Consider the following 15,696-nt stretch of genomic DNA (forward strand, 5'->3'; position numbering starts at 1 on the left):
TTGGGGATTAGAACGGACATAAGAAACAACGCGGAGGCTGATAGCTCAACAATAGGTTTCATAAACTGTAACTTTCTGTTGACTCAACAGCCGCCTTTTTTCGCCCCACGGTCAAAGCCCAAACACTTCGGATGAAGACGCAGGGCCCTTCTACACTCATCTCTCACACGTCTAAAACACTCACCAAAAGAACCCACATGACCACCCTCAAAGACCGCTTGAACCAAGGCAAGGAAGCTCGCAAGAACTGCTCCCGCAGTTCGCAGGCGGCCATGGGAAAAATAAATCGCGACCCGTTGCCGCTGATCAAAATGTCCAGTGAAGGCCGCATCAAGTCACTGGTCGAGTTGCGCTACGGCCGCATGCTGGTCTCGCCGTTCACCTTCTATCGCGGCAACGCCCTGCTGCAAGCCCACGACTTGGCCGCAACATCCAGCATGGGTCTGGTATCGCCCATCTGCGGTGACAGTCACCTGATGAACTTCGGTGGTTTTGCAACGCCGGAACGCAATCTGCTGTTCAGCGTCAACGATTTCGACGAAGCCCACCCCGGCCCTTGGGAATGGGACTTGAAACGGCTGGTGGCCAGTTTCGTGGTGGCAGCGCGCGACCTGCGTCATGGCGACACGGTCGAAGAAACGGTCTGCCGCCAAGTGGTCGGCGCCTACCAGCAGACCATGCTCGAATGCGCCGAACAAAGCGCCATGGAAACCTGGTACGAGTCCATCAGTTACCGCGATCTGCGGCAGCAGGCGAGCAAAGCGACTCTGGAACATGTAGAACGTGCCATCGAAAAAGCCGAACGGCGTACCCATGCTGAACTGCTGCCGAAAATCAGTGAACGTGACGCAAATGGCCGACTGATCATTCGCGATGACCTGCCGGAAATTTTCCATTTACACGAAAACACCACGCTGCTGGATGCCGACGACGACTGGCTGCGTCTGTCGAACTGGCGTGCGCTTTACGACGCGTTCATGCGCGACTATCCCGGCACGCTGCAAGCCGACCGTCGTGAGCTGTTGTCGCGTTTTCATGCCCACGACATGGCGTTCAAAGTGGTCGGTGTGGGCAGCGTCGGGACTCGTTGCCTGGTGGCCCTGCTGACTGACGATCAGGAGTTCCCGCTGTTCCTGCAGTTCAAGGAGGCGCGTCGTTCGGTGCTTGCCGATTATGTGAAGACTAAATCGCGAGTTAGGCACAACGGTCAGCGCGTGGTCGATGGGCAACGGTTGATGCAATCGGCCAGTGACCTGTTCCTCGGCTGGACCACCGGCCCCAGCGGTCGACACTTCTATGTGCGCCAGTTGCGCGACATGAAAGTCTCGGCTGAACTCGAGACGTTCGACGCGGACACCTTCGCCGCCTACGGACGCATTTGTGGTCGCGCGTTGGCCCGGGCCCACGCCAAATCATCCGGGAACGCCGCACACATCAGCGGCTACATCGGCAAAAGCGATGCGCTGGCCGGCGCGCTGTTCAAGTATGCGCAAAGCTACACCGCGCAGAATGAGCGCGACTTCGAACAATTCCAGCAGGCCTGCCGCAAGGGCCGTTTGCGGGCGCGCTCGGAAGCGGACTTTGCGGCGGATCATTTGCCGTAGGCGTGTCTCAGGGTGTGAAGCGGCGGGCACTCATCGACATGAATTTTTCTTCACCCCACGACCTTCCACCAACGGGTACATTGCGCTCGCTCATTCAAGAAACTACGGTTTGCCCGCCCTCCCGCGGGCTTTTTTTTGCCTGCTGTCTTGTTGTGTTTCCCCGCTGGCCACGCAATGCTTGCGCGACGATCCCCGTGAACCGGAGCGCCCTATGCCGCTGCTATCCCTACCCTGCAAGCGCTTGACGCTGGCGGTGCTCGACCCTGAACAGGCGGCGCTGGAAAGCGACTTCTACCGGCGCAACCTGAGGCATCTCGCCCGGTGGTCGCCGATTCGCCCCGTCGATTATCACAGCCCTGAACGCATCCGCCCGCGCCTTGAGGTGCAAGCCAGCGCTTTCCAGGCCGGTCTGGCGGTGCATTTCGCGCTGCTGGATCCGGACAACGGCCAGATGATCGGCGCCTGCAACTTCAGCAGCATCACTCGCGGGGCGTTTCAGGCCTGCTATCTCGGTTACCACATCGACGAATCTCATCAGGGCCGGGGCTTGATGCAGGAAGCCCTGGAAGCGGGAATCGGCTACATGTTCGATGAGCAGAAACTGCACCGGATCATGGCCAATTACATCCCTGGCAATGAACGCAGTGCGCGATTACTGGAGCGCCTGGGATTTGAACGTGAAGGCTACGCCAAGGCCTACCTGAGTATCGCCGGGCGCTGGCAGGATCATGTGTTGACGGCGTTGATCAATGATCGCTTTGAAGCACCGGAGCAGCGCTGGTCCCGACGCCTCTCGTAATACTTCGCCTGCTTGGCCCCGCCCTTGAAAGGGCTGAAGGTTATGCGGGGCGGCCGTCAGGCTTACTGTTTTGTAAATCAATGAGCGGCTCACCGATGGGGTGCGCAGCCTGTTGGAGCACCGGTTGCTCCAGCCGCGCTCGTCCATAGAACGCCAACGCTGTCAGCAAACACGCCAGCCATACGAAGATCCCGGCCCAGAAGGTGTGGGACATGTAGTGCCAGCCTTGCAGAACCCGCGTCGTACCGTAGACGAAACCGAGCAGCAGCGAGCCGTACATCACCGCTTTGGAATAGCGCCAGCGGTAACGACGCGCCACGAAGTACAACGCCAGCATGGTGAAACCGCCCGAGGCATGGCCGCCCGGCCAGCAGCGACCGGGCCCAGCGACTTTCAGCAGATCAAAATTCTGGTACCACTCCTTGTGCTCGATCTTCCCCGCGTACTGGGTCGTTTCGACCGGGCAGTACACGCTGGTATGGCCTTTGAGGTAGTGGATCACCCCGGTGCTGATGGAGAACGCGAACACCACGTAGAGGAAGTCCCGGCGGTGCTTGCTGGCGAACCGAAGCACCGGCGCGACTTTGATTTTTTCCAGGAATGCGATGATTTTCGAATGTTTCTCGGCCTTCAGACGCGGCCACAGAAACGACAGCAAGGCGCCGACGATCGCTAACTCTCCGGTCCAGTTCGGGATGATCCGTGCCCATTTATGGGTGATCTTTTCGAACAGATGGACATGATCCAGCGGAAACGTCTGCGTGACCGGGTCATAAAAAAGATCATTGAACGCGATGTCGATTTTGGTCAGGTCGAACAGCAGGAAAACCACGACCGCACAGGCCAGCGGAATGCCGAAGTTCACCCAGTAAAAGCGGTAGCGGGAAGAAGTCAACATCGTGTGTCCTGATCCAGAAAGTGAAGTCATTCGGCGGTCACCGAGTGCCAGTCCGAGGCTTCGATGACACCGAGCATCCGTGGTGCCTGAGGTATTTCGGCCGAGATAAACAAAGAAGCGCCGTAGCCGAGGGTAGCGGTCGGCAATTTGAGGTCTTTCTCAAGTTGTGACATGCATTCGCTGTGGGTCACCAGAATCAGGTTTCGCCCGGCCACCTTGTGCGCCAGAGCGTCGCGCAGCATGGTGCCCTTGCAATTGATCAACCATTCTTCACCGACCCCGACCTTGTTGAACATGTAGCCAGCGGTCTGCGCTGTACGGAGGACGGGGCTGTTGTAGATGTCGGCCTTGTTCAGCCCCAGTTGTTCGAACTGCGCACCGACCTCCACCGCGACGCTGCGAGAGCGTTCGGTAATGCCATCGTTACCGATCAGACAGGGGGCGCTGGAATGATCGCAGCGTTCAACGTGACGCACCAGCACGATCACGTTGCCCTTGGCCCAATCGGCCTTCAACGCCCGGGCGCCGACCACATTGCCGTGGGCCAGGTCCGGTACAGCGGCAGGATGCAACAGCCAGACCGTCAGCGCAATCACCAACAGCGCCGAGGTGAGCACGACAGCCGCATTGCGATAGCGGGCAAAACGGCTCAGATCAATCGAGCGTTTTATCCCGAACAGTCTCAGTCTCAATTCCACATCAAACCGCCTCGCCGGCACGCATCACTGTCATTCGATGCGGCGAGAGTAAAGAGGCTGGCGTCGGCAGCCGGTGAAACTCATGTGAAAAAAAGCTTAAGACCTGCACAAAAGCCTTGTTACACATCGGTCCCGCAAAAACCATTCAGCTCTCGTAATTGCTGCCGATACAGTCCTGCTACACACCTTGCTGGCTACCAAAAACAACAATCTTCCAGCCAACCGACGATCTAGAAGTACAACGTTCCTGGAGGACTTTTGATGAATAGCTGGTTCGGCAATATCAGCGTGAACATGAAGCTGGGCTTGGGGTTTGGCCTGGTCCTGGCCCTGACCTGCGTCCTCGCCCTGACCGGCTGGACGAGCCTGGGCGGGTTGATTGACCGCAGCAACTGGATGAGCGACATCACCCAGCTCAATGCCGGCCTGACCAAGCTGCGAGTGGTTCGCCTGCAATACATGCTGACCAATGGCGACGAAACTGCCGCACAGAACGTTCAGACCACGCTCGAGGCGTTCTCCGCTCAGCAACAAGCGCTGCTGGTGAAATTCAAGAGCCCGGAAAACCTCAAGCTGCTCAAAGAGCAAGGCGCCGTCATCGACGCCTACAAGACGTCCCTGAACAAAATGCGCAGCGCGTACCGCACCGGTAACAGCGCGCGCGACACCATGGGCGCCAATGCCGAGACCGCGAACACGCTGATCAACGCCATCAACACCCGCGTGCAGCAAATGCCTCTGAGCGACCAGCGCTTCGAACAATTCCAGGCCATCACGGCGGCCAAGGAAGCCTTCTTGCTGGCCCGCTACGAAGTGCGCGGCTACACCGCGACCACCAACGCCGAGACCGAGCAAAAAGCCGTCGGCCAACTGGACGTGGCGATCGCCAGCCTGAAACCCCTCAATGTGCATTTCGCCGACACTCAGCAAGACGCCCTGCGTCAGCTGGAAACCGCACTGACCAACTACCGCAGCGCCTTGCAGGCTTATAAAGCGGCGAACAGCGATGCGGTGCAGGCACGCAAGGAAATGACCGACCAGGGCGCCGCCATCGTGACCCTGAGTGATCAGCTGTATCAGATCCAGCTCGACCGCCGTGACATCGAAAGCGCCCAGGCTCGCACGCTGCAGCTGATCAGCACCTTGCTGGCGTTGCTGGTGGGCATCATTGCTGCCGTGATCATCACCCGTCAGATTACCGGCCCGCTGCGCGACACCTTGGCCGTGGTTGAGCGCATCGCCAGCGGCGACCTGTCCCTGGACGTCAAAGTGACTCGCCGCGACGAACTCGGTGTGTTGCAACAAGGCATCGCTCGCATGGGCGTGACCCTGCGCGACTTGATCAGCGGCATCCGCGACGGCGTCACCCAGATCGCCAGCGCTGCTGAAGAACTGTCCGCCGTGACCGAGCAAACCAGCGCCGGCGTGAACAGCCAGAAGATCGAAACCGATCAAGTGGCCACCGCCATGCACGAGATGACGGCCACCGTGCAGGAAGTCGCGCGCAACGCCGAAGAAGCCTCCCAGGCAGCGGCCGCTGCTGACGGCGAAGCCCGTGAAGGCGACAAAGTTGTCAACGAAGCCATCGCCCAGATCGAACGCTTGGCCACTGAAGTGGCGCGTTCCACCGAAGCCATGAGCGTGCTGCAACAGGAAAGCGACAAGATCGGCAGCGTCATGGACGTCATCAAGGCCGTGGCCGAACAGACCAACCTGCTGGCGCTCAACGCCGCTATCGAAGCCGCCCGAGCCGGTGAAGCCGGTCGAGGCTTTGCCGTGGTTGCCGACGAAGTCCGTGGCCTGGCTCAGCGCACTCAGAAGTCCACCGAAGAAATCGAAGGCCTGGTGGCCGGTCTGCAGAATGGTACTCAACAAGTGTCGGCGGTGATGAACAACAGCCGCGCCCTGACCGACAGCAGCGTCGCGCTGACTCGCAAGGCTGGCGTGTCACTGGAAAACATCACCCGCACGGTGTCCAACATCCAGTCGATGAACCAGCAGATCGCCGCCGCTGCCGAGCAGCAAAGCGCCGTGGCCGAAGAGATCAGCCGCAGCATCATCAACGTGCGCGACGTGTCCGAACAGACCGCCGCCGCCAGCGACGAAACCGCTGCGTCCAGTGTTGAACTGGCGCGGTTGGGCAATCAGTTGCAGATGATGGTCAGCCACTTCCGGGTGTAATCACACCTGATCGTTCCCACGCTCCCGCGTGGGAACGATCATCAAGCGCTCAGGCCTGCCATGGATTGATCACCTCTACGCCTGGAAACTCAAAATCCCGGACATTACGGGTCGCAATAGGAGCTCCGTGGCTTCGGCAGATTGCGGCAATCTGCGCATCGGCCATCGACGCCGTCCGACCATTAGCTTCACAGCCAGCAACCAGCGTCGCGTACTCCACGGCGGCGTGAGCATCAAAAGGCAAAATCCTTCCGGCAAAGTCCTCTTCGAACATCGCCATCGCATGAGCTTCAAGTTTCTGTTTGCGCTTACCAAACGGGAGTCGGGCAATGCCATGGAGAATCTCTGCCACGGTGATAGCACTAATTGCCAATTCCATCGCCGGTTGCGCATCAACCCAGGCAAGTACTTGAGTGTCAGGCTCGACCCGCATGAACTCTGAAAGAACATTGGTATCGAGCACTATCATTCGGAGAAATCCACCGCTGTCGCTTTCTCGTGACGCGAAGGAAGATCGAGCTCAACCCCACCACTGGCGCTGAACCTGTTGCGGATACGGCTTCCAAGCCCTCCTGCGCGATCAATGGTAGCCAGGGCTCTGCCGAGTATCAGGCGAGCCTCTTCTTCCATCGAATGCCCATTGTGGGCCGCTGCGATGCGCAGCTGCTCCTTAATCTGATCGTCCAGGTTTCGAATCGTAATGCTGGCCATGATGCCTCCTGCAATCAATGAAATCATTGATTTAGGCTAACACACCTTGCTCCATCGAAACTCGCAGAGCTGCCGAACGGCTTTACACACAGATCGCATTGGTAAACACCAACCGATTCCCGAACGGGTCGGTCACGGTCATGTCCTGGCTGCCCCACGGCATGGCCTGGATCTGTGGACGGGCGAACGGATATTCCTTGGCCAACAGTTGCTGCTGGAATACCTCGAGTTCATCAGTCTCAATCCGCAATGCCGATCCCGGTGTGCTGTCGCCGTGATGTTCGGACAGATGCAGCACGCACTCACCACGGGAGACTTGCAGGTACAACGGAAAGTTGGGCTCGAAACGATGCTGCCAGTCGATCTTGAATCCCAGAAAGTCGACGTAGAACTCCACGGCCTTGATTTCATCGAAAATCCGCAGGATCGGGGTGGTTTTGCCGAAGCTCATGGCGTTGCTCCCAGACTGATAAGGCCCAAAGTGTAGCCGGGCGAGATGTCAGCGCTTCGGCTTGGCGATGGCTTTCTTTAGTCTCAATGTGCCATCACTGTGACGCAGCACTCGGAATGTTCACTGGAATCCGTCACGCAAGTCCCCTTGCCGTGCCAGAAACCGCCCTTCCCTTCTTCCATTTGCCTGACCTTCGCTGTAACTCAAGACACCGTTGACCCACACCCCATCAATCCCTTCCGCGGCCTGTTGCGGGTCATTGAAATCCGCCACATCGCGAATCGTTTCAGGATTGAACAACACCAGATCCGCCCAATGTCCTTCACGGATTTCGCCACGTTCCTTCAAGCCAAATCGCGCCGCCGACAATCCGGTCATCTTGTGTACGGCGGTGTGCAGCGGAAACAGCCCTACATCGCGACTGAAATGTCCGAGCACGCGTGGGAATGCGCCCCACAAGCGTGGATGCGGAAACGGGTCTTCCGGCAATCCGTCAGAGCCGACCATCGACAGCGGATGTGCGAGGATTCTTCTTACATCGGCTTCGTCCATTCCGTAGTACACCGCGCCGGCCGGTTGCAGGCGTCGGGCGGCATCAAGTAGCGACACGCCCCACTCGGCGGCGATGTCCATCAGGTCACGGCCGCCCACTTCAGGGTGAGACGTGGACCAGGTAATGGTGATGCGATGAGCGTCGGTGACTTGCTTGAGGTCCAGCGTCGATGAACTCGCCGCGTAGGGATAACAGTCGCAGCCCACCGGGTGAGTTTTCGCCGCGTGTTCGAGGGACGCCAACAGTTGCGGACTGCGTCCCCAGTTACCGGCGCCGGCGCATTTGAGGTGGGAAATGATCACAGGGGATTTTGCATGACGGCCGATCTGGAATGCTTCGTCCATGGCCTCCAGCACCGGCTCGAATTCGCTGCGTAAATGCGTGGTGTAAACCGCGCCGAAGGCAGTCAGCTCTTCTGTCAGTTGCATCACTTCATCGGTGGAAGCCGAGAACGCGTTGGCATAGGCAAGCCCCGTGGACAGGCCCAACGCACCGGCCTCAAGGCTCTCGCGCAGTTGCTCGCGCATCGCGCTGATTTCGTCCGGCGTGGCAGTGCGAAACAGATCGTCGAGGTGATTGCTGCGCAGCGCCGTATGGCCGACCAGTGCAGCCACGTTCAGCGTAGTGTTCGCCGCTTCGACGGCTGCACGGTAGTCGCTGAACCTCGGATAAACAAACGCGGCGGCGGTGCCGAGCAGGTTCATCGGGTCGGGCGGATCGCCACGCAAACTCACTGGCGAAGCGCTGATCCCGCAGTTGCCGACAATCACCGTGGTCACGCCCTGGCTGAGTTTGGGCAGCATCTGCGGCTGGCGGATCACCACGGTGTCGTCGTGGGTGTGCACGTCGATGAAACCTGGCGCCAACACGCGGCCGGCGGCGTCGATTTCTTCGGTGGCGCTGGCATCGTGCAAGTCGCCGATACGCTCGATGCGGCCGTTCAGAATCGCCACGTCGGCGGGATAACCTGGGGCGTTGCTGCCGTCGATGATCAGGGCGTTGCGGATCAGCGTGTCGTACATCATGTCAGTCTCCCAGCGGCAAGTGATCGTCGCCGCCGCGGTAATCGTCGAGGGCGAGTTTGATCCGCCGCAGACGCTCTTGATTGTCTTCAGGATTGGCCAGCGCCAGCTCGGTGGCAAGCACGTCGATGGCCAGCAACATGCCGTAGCGCGCCGCCGTGGGTTTGTAGATGAACGAGGTCTCGACGCCTTGCAGCGGCAGCAGCACATCAGCCAATTGCGCCAGCGGCGAGTCGGCCCGGGTGATGGCGAGAATTCGTGCGCCGTAGCTGCGCGCCAACTCGACGGCCTCGAGCAGTTCGGGGGTGATGCCGGTCAGCGAACAGGCAATGACGACGCGTTCCGCATCGAGGCTGGCGGCGGTAACGCGCATCATCACCGGGTCGTGGCACACCGCAATCGGGTAACCGAATCGCACCAGCCGCACCTGTAGTTCATCACTGCACAAGGTCGAGCAACCGCCCATGCCGAAGGCGTGAATCATCCGCGCCTTGCCCAGCAGTTTCACCGCATCGGCGAAACGTGATTCGTCGAACGCCGACAAATGCTGGCGCAAGGTCGATTCGATATCGCCAACGATCTGCCCGTAAAACGCCGACTGCTCGGGCGTGCCCGCCGGGTCGAGAAAACGGCTGCCGACGCCGCTGGCCTGGGCCAGTTGCAGGCGCAGATCGCGTAAGTCGCGGCAGCCGACGGTGCGAGCAAAACGCGAGAGCGTGGCGGTGCTGACTTCCGCTCTCAGCGCCAGTTCATCGAGGCTGGCGGCGGAGGCAAATCCTACGTCGTCGAGCATCAGCCGAGCGATGCGTCCTTCGCCCGCGCTGAAGGAATCCTGACGGGCGCGGATCTGGTAGAGGATGTCCATGGCAGGTGGCTCCGGCTAAAGCAGATAAGAAAGACCCACGGTCAGACCGAAGGCGACGACCGAGATAATGGTCTCGAGCACCGTCCAGGTCTTGAAGGTCTGGGCGACGGTCATGTTGAAGTATTCCTTGATCAACCAGAAACCGCCGTCATTGACGTGGGAAAAGATAACCGACCCCGCGCCCGTCGCCAGCACCAACAGCTCTGGATGGGGATAACCCAGACCAATGGCCACCGGCGCGACGATGCCCGACGCGGTGGTCATGGCCACGGTGGCAGAACCGGTGGCGATGCGCATCAGCGCGGCGAACAGCCAACCCATCAACAGCGGCGACAGGTGGAATACTTGGGCCAGACTGACGATCTGGTCGGTGACGCCAGCGTCCACCAGAATCCGGTTCAAGCCACCGCCCGCGCCCACCAGCAAAGTGATGCTGGCGGTCGGTGCCAGGCATTCGTTGGTGAATTTGAGGATCGATTCACGGTTGAAGCCTTGGGCCAGGCCAAGCGTCCAGAAGCTCAGCAAGGTCGCCAGCAGCAAGGCGATTACCGAATTGCCGATGAACAACAGGAACTGGTTGAAACCGCTGCCCGGAGTGGAAATCAGATTGGCCCAGCCACCGACCAGCATCAGCACCACTGGCAACAGAATGGTCGCCATGGTGATGCCGAAACCCGGCAGGCTGTCACGCGGTTCACGCTCGAGGAACTGACGCTCCAGCGGGTTATCTTCCGGCAGTTGAATGCGCGGCACGATGAACTTGGCGTAGAGGGGGCCGGCGATGATCGCAGTCGGGATCCCGATCAGGATCGCGTAGAGCAAGGTCTGCCCCACCGAGGCCTGATAAGCCTGCACCGCCAGCATCGCCGCCGGATGCGGCGGCACCAGGGCGTGGACCACCGAAAGTCCGGCGACCATCGGCAAACCGACCATTAGAATCGAAACGCCCACGCGCCGCGCCACGGTGAAAGCGATCGGCACCAGCAGTACAAAACCGACCTCGAAGAACAGTGGCAGTCCGACAAGAAAAGCGATGCAAACCATCGCCCAGTGGGCATTTTTCTCACCGAAGCGGTCGATCAATGTTCGCGCCATCTGCTCGGCACCGCCGGACTCGGCCATCATTTTGCCGAGCATCGTGCCCAGTGCGACCACCAGCGCGATATGGCCCAGCGTCTTGCCGACACCCGCCTCGTACGCCCCCACCACGCCCGATGGTGGCATCCCGGCCAACAGCGCCAGGCCTATGGACACAAGGGTGATGACAATGAACGGATTGAGCCGGTAACGGGCAATCAGAACGATCAGCGCGATGATGGCGATGGCGGCGTAAACCAGCAGCCAATAGCCGAAGGACGGTGTCATGCGGTACTCCTCGAAAGGGTCACGTCGAATGGGTTGTGAAACTCATAAAACATTTCGAGGTGTTATTTTCAAACGAGGTGAAAGTAATTTTCGTGGAGGGATAAGGGTTGTCGCGCAGAGGTATGGGCGGTCGACGGATATGAAAGTTGGATAGTGGAACTTTCATCGCCCCACGCTGATCGTTCCCACGCGTGGGAACGATCAGTTGTCAGTCTCAGTCGTGGTTCACGCGGGCGCGTTTGAGCAGTTTCTTGCAGCGTTCGGACAAGTGCAGCACCCGCAGGTGCTTGCCGGCCTTGGTGTAGCGCTCGCGTAAGGTCTTGAGCGCGGCGATGGCCGAGTAGTCGACGAAGCTCATGTGGCGACAGTCGATCGTCACCACGGACGGGTCATTGGCAGGATCGAATTGGTTTAGAAAAGGCGCAGTCGAGGCGAAGAACAGCGTGCCATGCAGAAGGTAAAGCTTACTGCCATCGGCTTCGAGGTGACTGTCGGCATAAAGCTCGCGGGCCTGTTGCCAGGCAAAGTTGAGCGCCGCAATGATGATCCCGCAGAGCACGGCGGTGGCCAGATCGGTGAACACCGTAATGACCGTTACCGCGATGATCACCAACACGTCGTTCAGCGGCACCTTGTTCACCACCCGCAACGAAGCCCAGGCAAACGTCTGCTGCGACACCACGAACATCACCCCGACCAATGCGGCCAGCGGGATGCGCTCGATCAGCGGCGAGAGGAAGAGGATGAACAGCAAAATCATCACCCCGGCCACCACACCGGACAGCCGACCGCGACCACCGGAACTGAGGTTGATCACGGTCTGGCCGATCATGGCGCAGCCGCCCATCCCGCCGAATACACCAGAGACCATGTTGGCAGCGCCCAGCGCCACGCATTCGCGATCCGGGAAGCCACGGCTTTCAGTGATTTCATCGGTGAGGTTCAGGGTCAGCAGGGTTTCCAGCAAGCCGACCAACGCCATCAATATCGCGTAAGGGGCGATGATGCGCAGGGTTTCCAGGGTCCAGGGGATGTCTGGCAGCGCAAACGTCGGCAAACCGCCGGCAATGTGTGCCATGTCGCCCAAGGTGCGGGTCGGCAAACCGAGCAGATAAACCGCCAAACCAACGCCCAGAATCGCCACCAACGCCGGCGGCACGGCACGCGTCAGACGCGGCAGCAGGTAGACGATGGCCATCGTCACGGCAACCAGCCCCGCCATCAGGTATAGCGGCGTGCCGCTGAGCCAGACGCCATCGCTCTTGAAGTGTTCCAGCTGCGCCAGGGCAATGATGATCGCCAGGCCGTTGACGAAGCCGAGCATCACCGGGTGCGGCACCATGCGCACCAGCTTGCCAAGCTTCAGCAACCCGAACGCCAGCATGATCAATCCACCCAGCAGCACGGTGGCCAGCAAGTACTGCACGCCGTGTTGCACCACCAAAGCAACGATCACCACGGCCATCGACCCCGCGGCGCCGGACACCATGCCCGGCCGGCCGCCGAAAAGCGCGGTCAGGGTGCAAATGATGAACGCGCCGTAAAGCCCCATCAATGGATTGAGGTGCGCAACCAGCGCGAAGGCGATGCATTCGGGTAGAAGAGCGAAAGACGTGGTGAGCCCGGCCAGGGTATCGGCGCGCAGACGTTTGGGTTTCATGGCTGACCTAAAATACAGGCGGGAAAAGAGGAAGCGGATGTTACGGAATTGAGGACAGTCCGGCCAGTTGTTGGGCTGCTGAAAACGCCTTCGCGAGCAAGCCCGCTCCCACAGTGGATCTTCACCCGACACAGATTTTGTGTACGACGAAGATCCACTGTGGGAGCGGGCTTGCTCGCGAAGGCAGCGACTCGGTTTAAAGCGAATTCAAACCATCTCGTCACGAATCCATTCAATCACCGAAGTCCGCTTCGGCGCCCAGCCCAGCAATTCGCGCGCATTTTTTCCGCGAACCCGGCTGTTGGAGCCCAGGCCATAGTTGGCCATTTCATAGCCCCACTCGGCTTCTGCATCTTTCAGCGGCCAGTCCTGCGGCTCACCCAGATTCAGCGTCTGGGCAATCGCAGTGGTCATGTCGATGAACGACGCTTCACCGCTTTCGACGAAGTAGAAGGTGCCCGGTACGTTGTTGGTCAGCGCCAGCAGGTACAGGGAAACCACGTCTTCGATGTGCACGTTGGACCAGATGTTCTGGCCGGTACCGACATGCCGGACCACCCCATTTTTACGCGCCTGTTTCAGCAAACGCGGCAACTGCACGCTGTCGCGATTGACGCCCAGGCTATGGCCGTAGATCAGGGTGTTGCAGATCACTGCCGAGTTCACCCCGTCCTTTGCTGCGGCGAGGATCAGGCTGTCGATGGCCACGCGCGCAGCCTTATCGACAGTCGGTGCCGGCAGGTTATCTTCGTAATAGATAACGTCGCTGGATTTACCGCCCGACGCATCGCCGACGATGCTCGAGCCGCTGGTGTGCAGGAACACTTTGTTGGAACCGCGAAGTGCATCGAGCAACGCTTCTACCGCGCTGCGATGGTCGCTGCTGGCGGCGTTGATCACGGCGTCGGCAGCGCGGGCTTGTTCGGCCAGTAGTGCGCTGTCGTCAAGCGTGCCAATTACCGGGGCGATGCCCAGTTCGCGCAATTCATTAGCTTGTTCGGTACTGCGAACCAGACCGGTGACGTTGTGGCCGGCGCGGACCAGACCCGTAGCGATGGAGCCGCCGATAAAACCGGCTGCGCCGGTGACGAATACGTTCATGGAGAAACTCCCTGCGTTAATAAGTGATGCATCCAGTATCGAGGACCGATGCCTGTGGAAACAGACAGCGTTGCCCAATTCACTCTTGCGCAGGGATCACGAATCAGCCCTTGAAATCCGCGTTCGCGTAAGCCGCCAATTTGCCCTGGATGAAGTCCAGGAAGCATTGAATCCGCAGGGCGAGTTGCGAGTTGCGGTAGTACACGGCATTGATCGGCTGGCGATAACCGCTGTTGAAATCCGCCAGCAGCACCTGCAAACGTCCGGCGCGGATGTCATCAATCGTCATGAAGTGCGACAGGCAGGCAATGCCTTGGCCTTCCAGCGCCAAGTGCCTGATTGTCTCGCCGCTGGAGGCGCTGATCGACGCCTGAATCGGCCAGCGATCACCGTGAACGTAACGCAGCGGCCATTGGTTGAGGCCTTCGTTCTGGGTAAAGCCCAGCAGCGTGTGCCTGGACAAATCCGCCACTTCAGCCGGTACACCGTGTTTTTCAAGATAGGCCGGGCTGGCGACGATGTGCAGTGGACTGCAACCCAGAGATCGAGCGTGCAAGGTCGAGTCGGCGAGCGTACCGATACGGATGGCGATGTCGGTGCTTTGTTCGAGCAAATCGATGATCAGGTCGTTGCTGTTGAGTTCCAGCTGGATGTCCGGGTAGAGGCGGCGGAATTCGTCGATGTACGGCACGATGGCGTGCAGCATGAATGGCGATGCGGCATTGATCCGCAGACGCCCGGACGGGGTTTGCTGACGTGAGGTCAGGCGTTCTTCGAGCTCGTCCATCTGATCGAGAATCAGCTTGGCGTGCTCGAAGAAGTACTTGCCCTCTTCGGTCAGGTCCATGCGCCGCGTGGTGCGGTTGATCAGCGTGGTATCGAGTTTCGCCTCCAGCCGCGACAGCGTACGACTGACCGCTGAAGGCGTTTGCCCGACCTGTTCGGCCGCAGCGGAAATCGATCCGCATTCAATCACGCAGACGAAAATCTGCAACTCATCGGATCTGGCTTTCACGGGTGCCCCTCATTCAAAACTGGCTTGATAGTAGCTGGATGCGGGGCAAAAGGAACCTTACGCCGGCAGGCCGAACACCTCGGTCAAATGCTGCTCATAGCGCGCCACATCGGCTTCGACATTCGGGCGTTTCATCACATCGACGGCCAGGAACGTCGGCAAACCGGTCATGCCGAGGAACTCGTTGGCCTTGTGGAACGGGAAGTACACCGCGTCCACGCCCTTGGCTTCGAAGAAGTCGGTCGGATCGTCGAAGGCTTGCTGCGGCGCGTTCCAGGTCAGGGACAACATGTATTGCTTGCCCTGCAACAGACCACCGCTGCCGTACTTTTGCGACGCGTCGGAGCGCGTGCGGCCGTCACTGGCGTACAGGCTGCCATGGCCTTCGGTGAAGACTTCGTCGATGTACTTCTTGACGGTCCAGGGCGCGCCCATCCACCAGCCGGGCATCTGATAAATGATCACGTCGGCCCAGAGGAATTTGGCAACTTCTTCGGCGACGTCGTAACCCTCGTCGATGAAGGTGGCTTTCACGTCCACACCGCCGCGATCCAGCACGCTCAGCGCAGCTTCATGCAGGGTGGCGTTGTAGCGGCCATCGGAGTGGGCAAATTTTTTGCCGCCATTGAGCAACAGGACTTTTTTCATGGGAAGTCTCGGAAGGTTGGAATTCGATGGCGGCAGCGTAGCGATCTGCCTCGCGCGGAATAAGCGCTGAATTCACAAAATTCATTTGACCAATACGCACGAATCGACACGCGATTATTGCCATA

General features: G+C 59.5%; 15 protein-coding genes and 1 pseudogene. 4 read left to right on the top strand and 12 right to left on the bottom strand.

Features of this window, described 5'->3' with window-relative positions; translation table 11 throughout:
* The first annotated feature begins 197 nt into the window (after window positions 1-197).
* A complete protein-coding gene (locus tag ACSQ87_RS27965; RefSeq protein ID WP_436274824.1) occupies window positions 198-1,604 on the top strand; it encodes a DUF2252 domain-containing protein in 1,407 nt (468 codons plus the stop codon).
* Between the two features lie 211 nt (window positions 1,605-1,815).
* Window positions 1,816-2,403, top strand: coding sequence for a ribosomal protein S5-alanine N-acetyltransferase (gene rimJ, locus ACSQ87_RS27970; RefSeq protein WP_436274825.1), 588 nt, complete (start codon window positions 1,816-1,818; stop codon window positions 2,401-2,403).
* 40 nt (window positions 2,404-2,443) lie between these two features.
* On the opposite strand, the gene ACSQ87_RS27975 is transcribed toward rimJ, so the two are convergent.
* On the bottom strand, window positions 2,444-3,301 hold the full coding sequence (locus ACSQ87_RS27975) for a phosphatase PAP2 family protein (RefSeq protein ID WP_150658695.1): 858 nt from the start codon (window positions 3,299-3,301) through the stop codon (window positions 2,444-2,446).
* Window positions 3,302-3,327: 26 nt separating this feature from the next.
* The gene (locus ACSQ87_RS27980; protein WP_223433134.1) at window positions 3,328-3,999 is read right to left on the bottom strand and encodes a histidine phosphatase family protein; all 672 of its coding nucleotides are present in this window, start codon (window positions 3,997-3,999) and stop codon (window positions 3,328-3,330) included.
* Between the two features lie 396 nt (window positions 4,000-4,395).
* Between ACSQ87_RS27980 and ACSQ87_RS27985 the strand changes: the two are divergent.
* Both ACSQ87_RS27985 and ACSQ87_RS27990 read left to right on the top strand, forming a co-directional pair.
* Window positions 4,396-5,274: pseudogene (locus tag ACSQ87_RS27985) on the top strand (methyl-accepting chemotaxis protein); the annotation flags it as partial.
* Between the two features lie 201 nt (window positions 5,275-5,475).
* Complete coding sequence (locus tag ACSQ87_RS27990) at window positions 5,476-6,180, top strand: methyl-accepting chemotaxis protein (protein WP_415760824.1); 705 nt, start codon at window positions 5,476-5,478, stop codon at window positions 6,178-6,180.
* Between the two features lie 49 nt (window positions 6,181-6,229).
* Here ACSQ87_RS27990 and ACSQ87_RS27995 read toward each other — a convergent pair whose 3' ends face one another.
* From ACSQ87_RS27995 to ACSQ87_RS28040, 10 genes are all read right to left on the bottom strand, one after another.
* Window positions 6,230-6,649 carry a type II toxin-antitoxin system VapC family toxin gene (locus tag ACSQ87_RS27995; protein ID WP_223433133.1) on the bottom strand — a complete coding sequence of 140 codons (420 nt, stop codon included), beginning with the start codon at window positions 6,647-6,649 and terminating at the stop codon, window positions 6,230-6,232.
* Window positions 6,646-6,891 (bottom strand): FitA-like ribbon-helix-helix domain-containing protein, encoded by a 246-nt coding sequence (locus tag ACSQ87_RS28000; RefSeq protein WP_223433132.1) that lies wholly within the window; start codon window positions 6,889-6,891, stop codon window positions 6,646-6,648. Before ACSQ87_RS28000 ends, ACSQ87_RS27995 begins: the two co-directional genes overlap by 4 nt.
* Window positions 6,892-6,973: 82 nt before the next feature.
* Window positions 6,974-7,342 (bottom strand): glyoxalase superfamily protein, encoded by a 369-nt coding sequence (locus ACSQ87_RS28005; RefSeq protein ID WP_150658690.1) that lies wholly within the window; start codon window positions 7,340-7,342, stop codon window positions 6,974-6,976.
* Window positions 7,343-7,462: 120 nt separating this feature from the next.
* Window positions 7,463-8,920: an N-acyl-D-amino-acid deacylase family protein gene (locus ACSQ87_RS28010; RefSeq protein ID WP_436274826.1), complete on the bottom strand. Its 1,458-nt coding sequence runs from the start codon at window positions 8,918-8,920 to the stop codon at window positions 7,463-7,465.
* 1 nt (window position 8,921) lies between these two features.
* On the bottom strand, window positions 8,922-9,782 hold the full coding sequence (locus ACSQ87_RS28015) for a MurR/RpiR family transcriptional regulator (protein ID WP_282480080.1): 861 nt from the start codon (window positions 9,780-9,782) through the stop codon (window positions 8,922-8,924).
* A 15-nt stretch (window positions 9,783-9,797) separates the two neighbouring features.
* The gene (locus ACSQ87_RS28020) at window positions 9,798-11,147 is read right to left on the bottom strand and encodes a GntP family permease (protein ID WP_008149082.1); all 1,350 of its coding nucleotides are present in this window, start codon (window positions 11,145-11,147) and stop codon (window positions 9,798-9,800) included.
* Between the two features lie 214 nt (window positions 11,148-11,361).
* Window positions 11,362-12,807: a SulP family inorganic anion transporter gene (locus ACSQ87_RS28025; protein ID WP_436274827.1), complete on the bottom strand. Its 1,446-nt coding sequence runs from the start codon at window positions 12,805-12,807 to the stop codon at window positions 11,362-11,364.
* 207 nt (window positions 12,808-13,014) lie between these two features.
* Window positions 13,015-13,908: an NAD-dependent epimerase/dehydratase family protein gene (locus ACSQ87_RS28030; protein ID WP_436274828.1), complete on the bottom strand. Its 894-nt coding sequence runs from the start codon at window positions 13,906-13,908 to the stop codon at window positions 13,015-13,017.
* Between the two features lie 103 nt (window positions 13,909-14,011).
* A complete protein-coding gene (locus tag ACSQ87_RS28035; RefSeq protein ID WP_223433127.1) occupies window positions 14,012-14,923 on the bottom strand; it encodes a LysR substrate-binding domain-containing protein in 912 nt (303 codons plus the stop codon).
* 57 nt (window positions 14,924-14,980) lie between these two features.
* Window positions 14,981-15,571, bottom strand: coding sequence for an NAD(P)H-dependent oxidoreductase (locus ACSQ87_RS28040; protein WP_223433126.1), 591 nt, complete (start codon window positions 15,569-15,571; stop codon window positions 14,981-14,983).
* Window positions 15,572-15,696 lie beyond the last annotated feature (125 nt).

The sequence above is a fragment of the Pseudomonas sp. LjRoot277 genome (assembly GCF_964253845.1).
GTDB lineage: Bacteria > Pseudomonadota > Gammaproteobacteria > Pseudomonadales > Pseudomonadaceae > Aquipseudomonas.

Excerpts from the sequence above, each read along its gene's own strand:
- ACSQ87_RS27965 (WP_436274824.1), top strand. The coding sequence starts at position 198 with ATGACCACCCTCAAAGACCGCTTGAACCAAGGCAAGGAAGCTCGCAAG.
- rimJ (WP_436274825.1), top strand. The coding sequence starts at position 1,816 with ATGCCGCTGCTATCCCTACCCTGCAAGCGCTTGACGCTGGCGGTGCTC.
- ACSQ87_RS27975 (WP_150658695.1), bottom strand. The coding sequence starts at position 3,301 with ATGTTGACTTCTTCCCGCTACCGCTTTTACTGGGTGAACTTCGGCATT.
- ACSQ87_RS27990 (WP_415760824.1), top strand. The coding sequence starts at position 5,476 with ATGACGGCCACCGTGCAGGAAGTCGCGCGCAACGCCGAAGAAGCCTCC.
- ACSQ87_RS27995 (WP_223433133.1), bottom strand. The coding sequence starts at position 6,649 with ATGATAGTGCTCGATACCAATGTTCTTTCAGAGTTCATGCGGGTCGAG.
- ACSQ87_RS28000 (WP_223433132.1), bottom strand. The coding sequence starts at position 6,891 with ATGGCCAGCATTACGATTCGAAACCTGGACGATCAGATTAAGGAGCAG.
- ACSQ87_RS28005 (WP_150658690.1), bottom strand. The coding sequence starts at position 7,342 with ATGAGCTTCGGCAAAACCACCCCGATCCTGCGGATTTTCGATGAAATC.
- ACSQ87_RS28010 (WP_436274826.1), bottom strand. The coding sequence starts at position 8,920 with ATGATGTACGACACGCTGATCCGCAACGCCCTGATCATCGACGGCAGC.
- ACSQ87_RS28015 (WP_282480080.1), bottom strand. The coding sequence starts at position 9,782 with ATGGACATCCTCTACCAGATCCGCGCCCGTCAGGATTCCTTCAGCGCG.
- ACSQ87_RS28020 (WP_008149082.1), bottom strand. The coding sequence starts at position 11,147 with ATGACACCGTCCTTCGGCTATTGGCTGCTGGTTTACGCCGCCATCGCC.
- ACSQ87_RS28025 (WP_436274827.1), bottom strand. The coding sequence starts at position 12,807 with ATGAAACCCAAACGTCTGCGCGCCGATACCCTGGCCGGGCTCACCACG.
- ACSQ87_RS28030 (WP_436274828.1), bottom strand. The coding sequence starts at position 13,908 with ATGAACGTATTCGTCACCGGCGCAGCCGGTTTTATCGGCGGCTCCATC.
- ACSQ87_RS28040 (WP_223433126.1), bottom strand. The coding sequence starts at position 15,571 with ATGAAAAAAGTCCTGTTGCTCAATGGCGGCAAAAAATTTGCCCACTCC.